Annotated in this window: 16 protein-coding genes; 8 read left to right on the top strand and 8 right to left on the bottom strand. The window is 67.6% G+C overall.

Features of this window, described 5'->3' with window-relative positions; translation table 11 throughout:
• Positions 1-585 (top strand): cation diffusion facilitator family transporter (locus tag Q0L89_RS07885; RefSeq protein ID WP_296763630.1); only part of this gene is annotated, 585 nt, incomplete at its 5' end.
• A gap of 10 nt (positions 586-595) precedes the next feature.
• On the top strand, positions 596-1510 hold the full coding sequence (locus tag Q0L89_RS07880) for an EamA family transporter (protein ID WP_296763629.1): 915 nt from the start codon (positions 596-598) through the stop codon (positions 1508-1510).
• Between the two features lie 66 nt (positions 1511-1576).
• Here Q0L89_RS07880 and Q0L89_RS07875 read toward each other — a convergent pair whose 3' ends face one another.
• Positions 1577-1990, bottom strand: coding sequence for a helix-turn-helix domain-containing protein (locus Q0L89_RS07875; RefSeq protein WP_296763627.1), 414 nt, complete (start codon positions 1988-1990; stop codon positions 1577-1579).
• 75 nt (positions 1991-2065) lie between these two features.
• Between Q0L89_RS07875 and Q0L89_RS07870 the strand changes: the two genes are divergently transcribed.
• From Q0L89_RS07870 to merA, 3 genes are all read left to right on the top strand, one after another.
• Positions 2066-2455 (top strand): mercuric transporter MerT family protein, encoded by a 390-nt coding sequence (locus Q0L89_RS07870; RefSeq protein ID WP_296763626.1) that lies wholly within the window; start codon positions 2066-2068, stop codon positions 2453-2455.
• 16 nt (positions 2456-2471) lie between these two features.
• Positions 2472-2777, top strand: a complete 306-nt coding sequence (locus Q0L89_RS07865; protein WP_296763624.1) for a cation transporter — start codon at positions 2472-2474, stop codon at positions 2775-2777.
• A 189-nt stretch (positions 2778-2966) separates the two neighbouring features.
• Complete coding sequence (gene merA / locus Q0L89_RS07860; protein ID WP_296763623.1) at positions 2967-4367, top strand: mercury(II) reductase; 1401 nt, start codon at positions 2967-2969, stop codon at positions 4365-4367.
• A gap of 103 nt (positions 4368-4470) precedes the next feature.
• On the opposite strand, the gene Q0L89_RS07855 is transcribed toward merA, so the two are convergent.
• Genes Q0L89_RS07855 through Q0L89_RS07845 form a run of 3 tightly spaced genes read right to left on the bottom strand, consistent with a single transcriptional unit; the run spans position 4471 to position 6101 of the window.
• The gene (locus Q0L89_RS07855; protein WP_296763621.1) at positions 4471-4707 is read right to left on the bottom strand and encodes a thioredoxin family protein; all 237 of its coding nucleotides are present in this window, start codon (positions 4705-4707) and stop codon (positions 4471-4473) included.
• A gap of 30 nt (positions 4708-4737) precedes the next feature.
• Positions 4738-5802, bottom strand: a complete 1065-nt coding sequence (locus Q0L89_RS07850) for a permease (protein WP_296763620.1) — start codon at positions 5800-5802, stop codon at positions 4738-4740.
• Positions 5799-6101: a metalloregulator ArsR/SmtB family transcription factor gene (locus tag Q0L89_RS07845; RefSeq protein ID WP_296763618.1), complete on the bottom strand. Its 303-nt coding sequence runs from the start codon at positions 6099-6101 to the stop codon at positions 5799-5801. The genes Q0L89_RS07850 and Q0L89_RS07845 overlap by 4 nt, the downstream gene beginning before the upstream one ends.
• Before the next feature lie 184 nt (positions 6102-6285).
• Here Q0L89_RS07845 and Q0L89_RS07840 point away from each other — a divergent pair, with 184 nt between their 5' ends.
• The 3 genes from Q0L89_RS07840 to lpxK are packed head-to-tail and all read left to right on the top strand — an operon-like array spanning position 6286 to position 8780.
• A complete protein-coding gene (locus tag Q0L89_RS07840; protein ID WP_296763617.1) occupies positions 6286-6528 on the top strand; it encodes a DUF4170 domain-containing protein in 243 nt (80 codons plus the stop codon).
• A 9-nt stretch (positions 6529-6537) separates the two neighbouring features.
• Positions 6538-7767: a glycosyltransferase N-terminal domain-containing protein gene (locus Q0L89_RS07835; RefSeq protein WP_296763616.1), complete on the top strand. Its 1230-nt coding sequence runs from the start codon at positions 6538-6540 to the stop codon at positions 7765-7767.
• Positions 7767-8780 carry a tetraacyldisaccharide 4'-kinase gene (gene lpxK / locus Q0L89_RS07830; RefSeq protein ID WP_296763633.1) on the top strand — a complete coding sequence of 338 codons (1014 nt, stop codon included), beginning with the start codon at positions 7767-7769 and terminating at the stop codon, positions 8778-8780. Before Q0L89_RS07835 ends, lpxK begins: the two co-directional genes overlap by 1 nt.
• Before the next feature lie 48 nt (positions 8781-8828).
• Here lpxK and Q0L89_RS07825 read toward each other — a convergent pair whose 3' ends face one another.
• From Q0L89_RS07825 to Q0L89_RS07810, 4 genes are read right to left on the bottom strand one after another with little or no spacing between them, the layout of a single operon-like run.
• Positions 8829-10121 carry an ArgE/DapE family deacylase gene (locus Q0L89_RS07825; protein WP_296763614.1) on the bottom strand — a complete coding sequence of 431 codons (1293 nt, stop codon included), beginning with the start codon at positions 10119-10121 and terminating at the stop codon, positions 8829-8831.
• Between the two features lie 20 nt (positions 10122-10141).
• Positions 10142-10774, bottom strand: coding sequence for a 3-oxoacid CoA-transferase subunit B (locus Q0L89_RS07820; RefSeq protein WP_296763613.1), 633 nt, complete (start codon positions 10772-10774; stop codon positions 10142-10144).
• Positions 10775-10781: 7 nt separating this feature from the next.
• Complete coding sequence (locus Q0L89_RS07815; RefSeq protein ID WP_296763611.1) at positions 10782-11474, bottom strand: CoA transferase subunit A; 693 nt, start codon at positions 11472-11474, stop codon at positions 10782-10784.
• A complete protein-coding gene (locus Q0L89_RS07810; protein WP_296763610.1) occupies positions 11471-12823 on the bottom strand; it encodes an aspartate aminotransferase family protein in 1353 nt (450 codons plus the stop codon). Before Q0L89_RS07810 ends, Q0L89_RS07815 begins: the two co-directional genes overlap by 4 nt.
• Between the last annotated feature and the right edge of the window lie 131 nt (positions 12824-12954).

Genomic DNA, 12954 nt, shown 5'->3' with positions numbered 1-12954 from the left:
GACCCCATCGACCTGCCCACGGGCCCGATGCTCTGGGCCGCGGCCGGCGGGCTGGTGACCGAGGTCATCTCGCTCGGGCTGATCTGGAAACAAAGCCAGAGCGATCTGAACGTGCGTGGCGCGCTGTGGCACATCATCCAGACCTTCGTCGGCAGCCTGTTGATCATCGTCACCGCGCTGGTCATCAAATTCACGGGTTTTCTGCTGATCGACCCGATCCTGGGCATGGCGTTCGGCTTCGTGCTGATCTGGGCAAGCTGGGGGATACTGCGCGACTCGATGCATCTTTTGATGGAGGGCACGCCGACCGATGTCAGCCTCGGCGACGTCACGCGGGCCCTGGAGGCACTCGACGGCGTCGCGGATGTCCATCACGTTCATGCCTGGGCGCTGACCAGCGGCAAATACGTCTTTTCGGGCCACCTGCGCGTTCAGGATGATCAAGACCCGCAGGAGGTGCTGAAGGCGGCCCATTCCATGCTGGGTGAGCGGTTCGGCTTTTTCTTCGTCACGCTTCAGGTCGAGGACCGCTGCCTCGACGAAAGCGGTGCCGAGACAATCGACATCACGCGCGACAGCCGGTAGCACGTTTTCCATGACCGTTTTCCTGCTGCTTGTACTGATCACCGTCTCCGAGGCGACGATCGGCGTCTTCGTCAAGCTGACCGGCGACGCGATCCCGATCCAGACGCTGAATTTCTACGCGCTGAGCTTTGCCGCCGCGTTTCTCGCGCTGGCGATCCCGCGTGCGACCGGGCGACCGCTTCGCTTTCCGCGCGGCAACCTCAAGGACACCATCATCATCGGCGCGCTGATTGCGGCACAGATCAGCGTCTTCAACTATGCCATGACGCTGGTGCCGATCGCCAATGCGGTGGTGTTCTGGAGCGTGGCGCCGTTTTTCGTCTTCATCTTCTCGGCGCTGTTCCTGGGCGAGCCGGCGAAGAAAAGCTACGTGCTGATCTTCGGTCTGGCGCTGGTGGGCATCGTGCTGGCCAGGCCGCTGGCGGGCGGTGACTGGTTCGGCAATCTTGTCGCGCTCAGCACCGGAGCGATCTATGCGGCGATGGTCACCTGGATGCGCCACGAGGGGCGCGAGGAGACCGGCAACGACATCTTCTGGTCGATGGCGGTGGCGGCGATCCTGCTGTCGCCCGCGCTGGTTCTGGCCGGGCCGGGCGATGTCGGCAGGCACGTTGCCTATCCCGCCCTCGGCGTGTCGCTGCCGGTGATGCTGTGGGCGGCGTGCCTTGGCATCGTCTCGACCGGGTTCGCCTATTTCGGCATCTCCCTGGTGCTTAAACAGATCAACGCCAATGTCTATTCGCTGGTCGATATCATCGTTTCGCCGGTGGTGGCGGCGAGCCTGGGGTTCCTTGTCTTCGGCGAGGTGCCCGCGCGCGGCATGATCATGGGCGGCGGGCTGCTGCTGTTCTCGGGCTTCTGGCTGACGCGCGAAATGAGCCGCGGCAAGGAAAATGCCGCCGCCCACCCTTGCCAGTGCGCGTAACTGGCCCGGGACCGGCATAGCCGCGAACAGACCATCCCTGCCCGCGTGAGAGCGAGCGCCAACCCGTCACGAGCCGATCGCATCGAGCACCGGACACTCGGGAACCTCCGCGCCGGAACACTTTGCGGCAGTGGCGGCCAGAACCGCCTCAATCCGCTTCAGGTCGGCGATCTTTGTGCGAACATCGGCAAGGTGACGATCGGTGCGGGCCTTGACCTCGGCGCAGGTGGGCGCGGCACGATCGCCAAGCCCAAGAAGCCCGCGGATGTCCTCCATGGCGAAACCAAGCTCGCGCGCCCGCATTATAAAGTGCAGCCTCGTGACATGGTCCCGCGAATAAACGCGATACCCGGCGGATGTCCGCGGTGGATCGGGCAGCATGCCGATCTTTTCATAATAGCGGATCGTCTCGATGTTGCAGCCGGTGAGGCGGGCCAGTTCGCCGCGCTTCATGCTGCTCTCGGTCTCGTGATCGGGCATGTGAAGTCTCCCCTTGAGCCTGTGGTCGCTACAGACCTTATACTGAAGATCCATCAATGACGCGAGGCGAGTCACATGAGCGCGACGGACAAGCAATCCGAAACCTCAAGCGAAGATCGTCATGACCGCAAGGGCTGGCTCGCAGTGGGGGGCGTCATGGGCGCCTTTCTGGCCTCGGCCTGCTGCGTGGGGCCACTGGTACTGCTGATGCTCGGGATTTCCGGAGCGTGGATCAGCACCCTGACAGCGCTGGAACCTTACAAGCCTGTCTTCGCCGTGATTGCGCTCGGCTTCATCGTGGCCGGATTCTGGCAGGTCCATTTCCGCAGACCTGCGATCTGCGCGGCCGATTCCTACTGCGCGCGTCCGTCGTCCGCCCGGATCACCAAGGCGGCGCTCTGGGCCGCGCTCATGCTTGTGCTCTCGGCCATCACCATCGACTGGTGGGCGCCGTTTCTCTACTGACCCATAGGAGATACCGATGACAAAGATCCTTGCCGTTGCCCTGTTCGGGCTGACTGCCGCCGCCCCGACGACCGCTATCCCCGCCGCCGCGCAGTCGGTCGCCGCCGAGCAGACCGTGACCTTCGCGGTCGAGAACATGACCTGCGCGCTCTGTCCGGTGACAGTGAAGCGCGCGATGGCCGATGTGGATGGCGTTCGCTCGGTCGAGGTGAACCTCGATGCCAAAACGGCCACGGTCATTTTCGACAAGGGCGTGACCGACGCCGGCGCCATCGCCGCGGCCTCGGCCAATGCCGGTTATCCCGCCGTTGCAGGCGGATGATCGCGTGCATGATGATCTGGTGAGCAACGATAGTCGCCGCGCCACTCGAAGAGGTGCGCGCCACGATGAGCGGGCTTAGCAGCGGCGGCGGATACGCACGACCACAACCGTGGCGCCTCACCCGCAGACCAGGCGCGCGTTTGATCGCGCCGAAAGGATGACCTCGTGAAAGATGATTGCTGCTCACCCATGAACCATTTCGACCTTGCCGTGATCGGTGCCGGATCGGCCGGTTTCTCGGCGGCCATCACTGCAGCCGAAGGCGGCAAGCGCGTCGCGCTGATCGGGCATGGCACCATCGGCGGAACCTGCGTCAATGTTGGCTGCGTGCCCTCCAAGACGATGATCCGCGCCGCTGAGGCGATCCACGGCGCGAAGGCCGCGCACCGCTTTCCCGGCCTTCGGGGTGAGGCGCAGGTCACCGACTGGGCGGCGCTGGTAGCAGCAAAGGACGACCTCGTTGCGAACCTGAGGCAGAAGAAATATGCCGACTTGCTGCCGGGCTATGAAGACGTCACCTATATCGGCGAAGGCCCTGCGCGGTTGGTGAATGGCGGTGTCGAGATCGGCGAACACAAGATCACCGCGCCCAAGGTCATTGTTGCCACGGGCGGCAGGCCAGCGGTGCCGGATATCGCGGGTATCGATGCGGTGCCGGCGTTGGACAGCACGCAATTGCTGGAGCTTGAGACCCTGCCCGAAAGCCTGATCTTTCTCGGCGGTGGCTATATCGGCGTCGAGCTGGCGCAGATGATGGCGCGGATGGGAGTGGCGGTGACGATCGTGTGCCGCTCGCGCCTGCTGCCGCGGACCGACCCTGAAGTCTCGGACGCGCTGTCGGACATCCTGCGCGCCGAAGGCGTAAGCGTTGTCGATGGCGTGAGCTATCAGGCTGCGCGAGCCGAGGACGGTCACGCAACCCTGACGGTAACGCAGGACGGTGTTGCACGGGATCTGACCGCAGGCCATCTTGTTCTGACCACGGGGCGCACCCCCAACAGCGAAGGTCTGGGACTGGCGGATATGGACGTGGAAACCGATAAACGGGGCGCGATCATTGTGAGCGACGACATGTCTACGACACGGCCCGGCATTTATGCCGCGGGCGACGTGACCAACCGCGACCAGTTTGTCTACATGGCCGCCTATGGCGCGAAAATGGCGGCGCGCAACGCCGTGCTGGACGGGACAGAGCGATACGACAACACCGCGATGCCATGGGTCGTGTTCACCGATCCGCAGGTCGCCGGCGCCGGGCTGAGCGAGGCGCAGGCACACGCGGCCGGACACGCGGTCAAGACCAGCGTCATCGGCCTCGACAACGTGCCCCGCGCACTGGCCGCACGCGACACAAGGGGCCTGATCAAGCTGGTGGCGGACGCCGATACCGACCGCCTGCTCGGCGGTGTGATCGTGGCCCCTGAAGGGGCCGACAGCATCCAGACGCTCGCGATGGCACTGAAATTCGCGATGACGACCAAGGCATTGGGCGCGACGATTTTCCCCTATCTCACCACGGTCGAGGGCCTGAAGCTCGCCGCGCAGACCTTCGACATGGACGTGGCAAAACTGTCGTGCTGCGCGGGATAGGCGCGGGTTGCCGTTGACCGGGGAAACCAGGGCGCAACGATAGGGCACGCAACCCGCCGGGGCGGGATGCGCGAGAGTGCAGGCAACCCGGCGGCCGCGCGGCTCAGGCCGAAAGCCAGCCTTCAAGCTTCGCCTCGTCCGGCAGTCCGCCGGTATGCACCAGCTTGCCGTCGACCGCGATGCCGGGCGTCGACATCACGCCGGCCATGGCGATGGATTTCGGGTCGCTCACCTTCTCGACCTCGACCTCCAGCCCGAGCTTGCCGGCCGCGTCCCTGACCATTTTTTCGGTCGCCTCACAGCGCTTGCAGCCGGGGCCGTAGACCTTGACGGTTTTCATGGGCGTCTCCTTTCGACGGTAGGGGTGATTTCAGAAAATCAGGTTGAACAAGAAGCCGACGGCGAGGATGCCGCTGGCGACGACGCCGACGAAGACGGCGATCAGCCGCAAGGTGAGCACCTGCTTGAGGATGATCATCTCGGGCAGCGACAGCGCGATCACGCTCATCATGAAGGCCAGCACGGTGCCAAGCGCCGCGCCCTTGCCCAGCAGCGCCTCGACGATCGGGATGACGCCGGCGGCGTTGGTGTACATCGGGATGCCGATCACCACCGCGGCCGGAACGCTCCACCACGCATCGGCGCCCATGATCCGCGCCATCAGGTCCTCGGGCACGTAGCCGTGGATGAGCGCGCCCATGGCGATACCGGCGACGATCCAGATCCAGACGCGGGCGAATATCTCGCGCACCGCCTCCAGCCCCAACTTGTAGCGCTCGACCATGGTCAGCTTCTCGTCTTCGCCGGCAACCGGCGCGTTGGCCCCGGAATGGATGTCGCGCACCCAGTCCTGCAACCAGCCTTCGAGGCGCAGCTTGCCGATGACGAAGCCCGCGACGATGGCGATGGCCAGCCCGAACACCAGGTAGGTAACGGCGACCTTCCAGCCGACCAGCCCGAACAGCAGCACCAGCGCCACCTCGTTGACCATTGGCGCCGCGATCAGGAAAGAGAACGTCACCCCCAACGGCACGCCCGCCGACACGAAGCCGATGAACAGCGGCACCGCCGAGCACGAACAGAACGGGGTGAGAATGCCAAGCCCCGCCGACATCACGTTGCCCGCGCCCTCGCGCTTGCCCGACAGCAGTGCGCGCGTCTTCTCGGGACTGAAGAAACTGCGCACCACGCCCATGGCGAAAACGATCAGCGCCAGCAGCAGCATCACCTTGGGCACGTCGTAGACGAAGAACGCGATCGCCTCGCCGGTGTGGCTGTGCCGCTCGACGGGAAAGAACGCCGTCACCCATTCCGAAAACGGGATCAACTGGCGGTAAACCAGCCACCAGACGGCAGCGAAGCCCGCAACGCCCAGGTGCCAGGCCCAATCCGGTGTCTCGCGCGGTGCAGCGGTGTCATGAGTTTCGGTCGTCATGCCGTTTCCATTTCCTGCTCGGGAACTGCCGATCTTTCGGCGGCGACGACGGCATCGACCACCGCCACCAGCGCGGGGGCCAGCGACGGGTTGCGCCGGAACCGCACCCATTGCGCATCGCGCCGGTCGGTCACCAGCCCTGCCTCGCGCAGCACCTTCATATGCCGCGACATCCGGCTCTGGCTGGCATCCAGCCGCGCCATCAGTTCGCACACGCAATGCTCGCCGCCGTCCCAGACAATGGCCAGCGCCGCACGACGCGTGGGATCGGCGATGGCGTTGAGAACGTTCTGTATCACCTGCTTCTCCGTATATTACCGAATCCGCATATGCGCTTTACCGAATGTAAGGGGAATGGGCCATCCTGTCGCACCCCCTGCCCCGCACGGGCCACCGACACCGCGCTGCGCGGTTCACATTCGCGCCCCGAGGCTCTAGGCTGCGCGCACTGGCACAACAGCACAGCACGAAGGATCACAGCCCATGACGCAGCGTCTGCACCTCGTTTTCGGCGGCGAACTGGTCGACCCGTCCTCGAACCGGTTCAAGAACGTGGACGACATCCATATCGTCGGCATTTTCCCCGACTACGACAGCGCGCACGACGCCTGGAAAGCCGAGGCACAGCGCACCGTGGACAATGCCCACATGCGCTATTTCATCGCCCACCTGCACCGCCTGCGCGACGAGGAAACCGAAACCTCCGCGACCGAAGAGTTGGGCTGAGCCCGGGTGATGGTGACCCGGTTGCTGGGGCTGCCCGGCTACATGGCCCTGGCCCATGGCGGCCCCGGCGACGCGCGGGCAGACGGCCCGTCGCTGCCGCCACGCCCGACCGGCGAGCTTGTCTGGGGCCACGCCGCCAGCCCCCGGGGCGCGCGGGCGCTCGCGGCGCTGGCGGAAAGGCTGGCGGCGCAGCGACCCGGCACCGGGTTTCTGCTGACCACGGCAGCCGACGACACCATGGCGCCACCACCGCAGGACGACATGATCGTCCAACCCGCACCGCCCGAGTATATCCCGGCAATCGAGGCATTCCTCGCGCATTGGAAACCGGATCTTTGCATCTGGACCGAGGGCGCCCTGCGCCCGGCGCTGATCGAGTGCGCCGGCGCGGCGGGTATCGCCATGATCCTCGCCGATGCCGAGGAGGCAAGCCTGGCGCCGATCCGGCGCCGGCCCTGGCCCGACCCGGCGCGCGCGGTGTTGCAGCGTTTCGACACGGTGCTGGCCAACAATGCCAACGCGGCGCGGCGTCTCGAGAGGCTGGGCGTGCCCGCGGATCGTATCCGGGTCACCGGCCGGTTGCAGATCGGCGGCATCGCCCCGCCCTGCGACGAGGCAGATATCGCGGCACTGGAGGCCGCGATCGCGGGGCGGCCGGTCTGGCTGGCGGCGATGGTACAGCCCGGTGAGATCGCCGCCATCGCGGCGGCACACCGCGCGGCGCTGAAATCGGCGCACCGGCGGCTGCTGATAGTCATGCCCGATGCCAAGGACAACCACGCCGACATCGCCCGGGCGCTGGACGCAGGCGGCTGGCGCGTCGCGCACTGGGCGCGCGGCGAGCGGCCCGCCGAAGCCACGCAGGTGTTGCTGACCGGCGCGGCACGCGATCCGGGCCTGTGGTACCGGCTGGCGCCGGTCGCGCTGATCGGCAGTTCGCTGGAGCCCGGCCATGGCGGGCGCGACCCTTACGCCGCGGCGGCGCTTGGGTCGGCCATCCTGCATGGACCCAATGTCGGCCATCACCGCGCCGCCTATGACCGCCTTGCTGCGGCCGGCGCGGCACGCATGGTGCGCGACGCCGACACGCTTGCCGCCGCGCTGGTGCAGGTCATCGCGCCGGAACAGGCCGCGGCGATGGCCCATGCGGCCTGGGAGGTGGTCACCGAGGGCGCCGAGGTCACCGACCGGCTGATCGCTCTGGCACAGGACGTGCTCGACCGGCGGGAGGGCGGATGATGCGCCCGCCCGCCTTCTGGTACACCGACCCCGCACACCCGGCATGGCCCGCGCGCCTGCTGGCGCCGGTGGGCGCGCTCTACGCCCGCGCAACGGCACTGCGACTGGCGCGCGGGCGCCGGGCCCGCGCCGGCGTGCCGGTGATCTGCGTGGGCAACCTCAACGCCGGCGGCAGTGGCAAGACACCGACAGTCATCGCGCTGCTGGAGGCGCTGCGCACCTGCCATGTCGAGGCGCACGTGGTCTCGCGCGGCTATGGCGGGCGACTGAGCGGCCCGGTCGAGGTGATCCCGGCCCGCCACAGCGCCGCCCAGGTGGGTGACGAGCCGCTGTTGCTGGCCGCCTTCGGGCGCGTCTGGGTGGCGCGCGACCGCGCCGCCGGCGCGGCGCGTGCGGTGGCGGCGGGCGCACAGGTCATCGTGCTGGACGACGGGTTCCAGGACCCGGCGCTGGAAAAGGACCTGTCGATCGTGGTGGTGGACGCGGCCAAAGGTTTCGGCAACGGGCGCTGCCTGCCCGCCGGGCCGCTGCGCGAGCCGGTAGCGGCCGGGCTGGCACGCGCCGACATGGTTCTGTCGATCGGCACGCCCGAGGCGCAGGCGCGCTTTGCACGTGACTGGGGCGGGGCGCTTGGCGGCCTGCCTCACCTGACCGGTGCGCTGGCGCCGCTGCAGACGGGCATGGACTGGACCGACACGCCATTCCTGGCCTTCGCCGGGATCGGCCACCCCGAGAAATTCTTTGCCACCCTGCGCGCTGCGGGTGCACACCTGGTGCGCGCAGAGGCGCTGGACGATCACCAGGTGCTGAGCCCGGCGTTGTTGGCGCGGCTGGAGCACGAGGCGCGGTTGCGCGGCGCCCAACTGGTGACCACCGAAAAGGATGCCGTGCGCCTGCCGCCGGCGTTCCGCGCGAAGGTCATCACCCTGCCGGTACGGTTGCAGCTTGACGATCCCGCACCGCTGGACGCGGCGCTGCGCGATCTGGTGACGCCCAGCCGCCCGACAGGGTGAGACGGCCGCCGGTCGCGGCGGCAAGCCGTTTCGGGTGCCGAGGGCCGCTCAGGCGTCTTCGAGGCCGCACCAGCGGGCGATGAACAGCGCCGTGGTCTGGGTGACGCGGCGCAGGCTTTCCAGATCGACCCGTTCGTTGAAGCCGTGGATCGCCTCGGCGCGCGGCCCGTAGACCAGTGCCGGGGTGTCGGCGTAAAGCCCGAAAAAGCGCGCATCGGTGGTGGCGGTGATCGCCACCTTGTCCAATTGTGCGCCGCAGACGGTCTTGTGCGCCCCGCTCAGCGCGGCGATGGCGTTGCGGGCGCCATCGCTGCTGTCTTGCGACAGCGCGTAGCCCTCGGCCTGGAACCCGTGCCAGACGACTTCGGGCGTGTTGTTGCGCAGGAAGGCGTTGTCGCGCGCCGCCTGGCGCAGAACGTCCTCGATCTCGGACCGGGCGGCGGCAATGTCCTGGCCGGGAAACAGCCCCATGCGCACGTCGAAGACGCACCAGGCAGGCACCGAACTGGTCCAGTCGCCGCCGGCGATCTTGCCGATATTGAGGTTGAGCGCGTGGTCGTGACCGGCGTAATCGTCGGGGCGCCGACCGGGCGCGTTCCAGCGCGCCTCCATCTCGTGCAGCGCGGCAATCAGCGGTATCGCCGCTTCGATCGCGTTGGCGCCGCTGCCGGCATAGGCCACGTGCGTGGGCAGCCCCTTGAGGTGCACCTGGAACCACATCACCCCGACCTGCGCGTCGACCAGGGTCTCGTTGAACGGCTCGGGGATCAGCACCGCGTCGGCGCGGTAGCCGCGTTGCAGGCAGGCCAGCGCACCGTTGCCGGTGCATTCCTCCTCGACCACCGATTGCACATACACATCCGCCGCCGGTCGCAGGCCAAGCGCCGCCAGCGCGTCAAGCGCAAAGAGGTTGGCCGCCAGCCCGGCCTTCATGTCGCCGGCGCCGCGCCCGTACATCCAGCCCGCGTCGATGTGCGGGGCATATGGCGGGCTGTCCCACATGTCGTGCGGGCCCTCCGGGACCACGTCGATATGCCCGTTGAGGATCAGCGAGCGGCCCTTGCGGGTGCGGCTGGCATGGGCGCCGACCACGTTCACCGCGTCGTCATAGTTGCCGATGACGGGGGAAAAGCCGGGCAGAGCGCTGATGTCGTCCACGTCGATCTGCCAGCGGTCCACCGCCAGCCCGCGCGCGCCCATCTCGCGCGCCATGAAATCCTGTGCCGATTGTTCGTTGCCGCGGGTCGAGGGGTGGGCCGTCAGTTCCGACAGGAACGCCAGCTCGCGCTCGAACAGCGCGTCGACCGATGCCTGGATGCGGGTTTCGTCCTCTGGTGTCACGGGGGCCTCCGTTCGTGGTCTCAGAAAACCGGCAGCTCGGTATCGGGCACCGTCAGCCGTGCGCCGGTGGCGGCGACCACGTCCTCGGCGCGCACGCCTTCGGCCAGTTCGCGCAACACCAGGCCATCGGGCGTGACATCGCACACCGCCATGTCGGAATAGATGCGGTTCACGCAGCCGGCGGCGGTCAGCGGCAAGGTGCAGCGCTCGACGATCTTGGGGTTGCCGGCCTTGTCGACATGCGCGGTCAGCACCCCCACCCGGCGCGCGCGTTGCGCCAGTTCTATGGCGCCCCCCGGCCCGGGCGAAAACCGCCCCGGGATGATCCAGTTGGCCAGATCGCCGTTGGCGGCGACCTCGAACGCCCCCAGAAGCGTCAGGTCCAGCCGCCCCGAGCGCACGATGGCGAACGACAGCGCGCTGTCGAAAAAGGCCGCGCCGGGCAGCGTCGAGACATAGCTGCCGCCGGCGTCGATGAGGTTGCGGTCCTCCTGCCCGGCGGGCCGCACCGGTCCGACGCCCGAGATGCCGTTTTCCGAGTGCAGGCATACCTGCGCACCGGTGGGCAGGTGCGCGACTACCTGCGTGGGCAGGCCGATGCCAAGGTTGACGCACATCCCCGGCGCGATATCGGCGGCGGCACGCGCCAGCATGCGGCTTCTAGCGTTGGACGACACCGTAGACCTCCGGCAGGGTTGGCAGTTCCACGACGTGATCGACGAAGGGACCGGGCGTGTGCACATCGTCGGGCGCAATCCCGCCCAGGGGAACGACGCGCTCGGCCTCGGCGATGACGCAGCGCGCCGCGGTGGCGATCAGCGGGTTGAAGTTGCGCGCGCTGGCGGCAAAAGACAGGTTACCGAAGTGGTCGGCACAATCGGCATGGACCAGCGCGAAATCGGCGTGCAGCGCGGGCTCGAACATCCCCTCGCCGGTGGCGGTCTCGACCCGCTGCTTGCCCTCGGCCAGCACCGTATCCATGCCGATATTGGTGACGAAGCCCATCACCCCGGCGCCGGCGGCGCGGATGCGCTCGGCCAGGATGCCCTGCGCGTTGAACTCCACATCGAGGCTGCCGTCGTTCATCATCGCCACCGCGCGCGGGTTCAGCCCGATATGCGAGGTGATCAGCCGGCGCACCTGCCCCGCCTGAAGCAACCAATCGACGCCTATACCGGCCTCGTTGGCATCGTTCTTGATGATCGTCAGATCGCGCGCGCCGTGCTCGACCAGCGCCTCGATCAGGCAGAACGGCGTGCCCGGCACCCCGAAGCCGCCCAGCATCACGCTGGCGCCGTCGGGGATGCGCGCGATGGCCTCGGCCATGGCGCAGGTCTTGTCGGGCAGGCTCATGGCGCCGCCACCGGCAGCGACAGCTCGGTCGCCAGTGCGGCAAGGCTGTCGTCGAGCAGACCGAGGATGTCATCGACCTGCGCGGGTGTAACGATCAGCGGCGGGCAGACCAGGAAATGATCGCCCGCGCGCCCGCCGCGGGTGCGCCGCGAATAGATGATCAGCCCGCGCGCATAGGCCAGCTCGACCAGCCGGTCGTAAGCCTTCAGCCCCGGCGGCAGCGGGTCCATCGTTTCACGGTCGGCCACCAGTTCGAAGGCCAGCAACAGCCCCTTGCCGCGCACGTCGCCGATGAACGGGTAGCGGTCCATCAGCGCCTCCAGCCCGGTCTTGAGCCGCGTGCCCATGCGGGCGGCGTTGTCGATCAGGCCGGCGCGCTCGATCTCGTCCAGCACCGCCAGCCCCGCGGCGCAGGCCAGCGGGTTGCCGGCATAGGTGAACCCGTTGGCGTAGCCGCCCGCGCCGGTCACTGCATCGACGATGCCGGTGCGCGCCACCACCGCCCCAAGCGGCACGTAGCCGGCGGCAAAGCCCTTGGACAGCGTGACGATGTCGGGCACGATTCCCCAGTGGTCGGCGGCCACGAAGGCGCCGGTGCGCCCCGCCCCGCTCATGACCTCGTCATAGATCAGCACGATGCCGAACTCGTCGCAGATATCGCGGATGCGCGCGTAATAGCTGTCGGGCGCCACCAGCGCCCCGGTCGAGGCCCCGCCGACGGGTTCCATGATGAAGGCCAGGACGCTGTCGGGGCCTTGCGCCAGTATCTCGTCGCGCAGCATGTCGGCGTATTTCAGGCCACGTTCCGCGTCGCTCAGGTTGTCGCGGTCCAGGTAACAGGTGGGCGCGGGGATTTTGGGCATCGCCCGCATCATCGGCGTGAAGGGCTCGGACAGCGGGTCGTAGCCGGTCAGCGCCAGCGCCCCCAGGGTGCAGCCGTGATAGGACGGATAGCGCGAGATCACCTTCCAACGGCTGCCCTGCCCGCGCGCGATGGCGTATTGGCGCGCCAGCTTGGTGGCGCTTTCCACCGCCTCGGATCCGCCCGAGACGAAAAACACCCGGTCCAGGTCACCGGGCATGCGCGCGGCGGTGCGCCGGGCCAGGTCCTCGGCCGGCTGGTTGCGGAAATGCAGGCGGTAGCCGAAGGTCGCGCGCGCCATCTGGTCGCGCATCGCGGCCAGGACATTCGGGTTGGAATGGCCGATATTGCTGACCATGGCGCCACTGGAGCCGTCGATATAGCGCCGCCCGTCGGTGTCGAAGATGTAAATGCCCTCGGCCCGATCCAGCATCGGGCGCGCAGCATCGGTCAGCGAAAACAGGTTCGAAGGGGAGGATATCGTCATCGGGGCGTCAACCTGCGCGAAAGGGGTGTGTCGAAAGGCACCGGCGCCGCACCGCCACGATCCGCGCCCTGCCGCCCGAGGGTAAATCGCAGCCACGGCCATCATGCAAATAAATACCGAAGATAGTAACA

Source organism: Sediminimonas sp., from assembly GCF_024637375.1.
Lineage (GTDB): Bacteria > Pseudomonadota > Alphaproteobacteria > Rhodobacterales > Rhodobacteraceae > Sediminimonas.
Note: the sequence above shows the minus strand (reverse complement) of the source record. Positions and strands in the feature narration are given on the sequence as shown.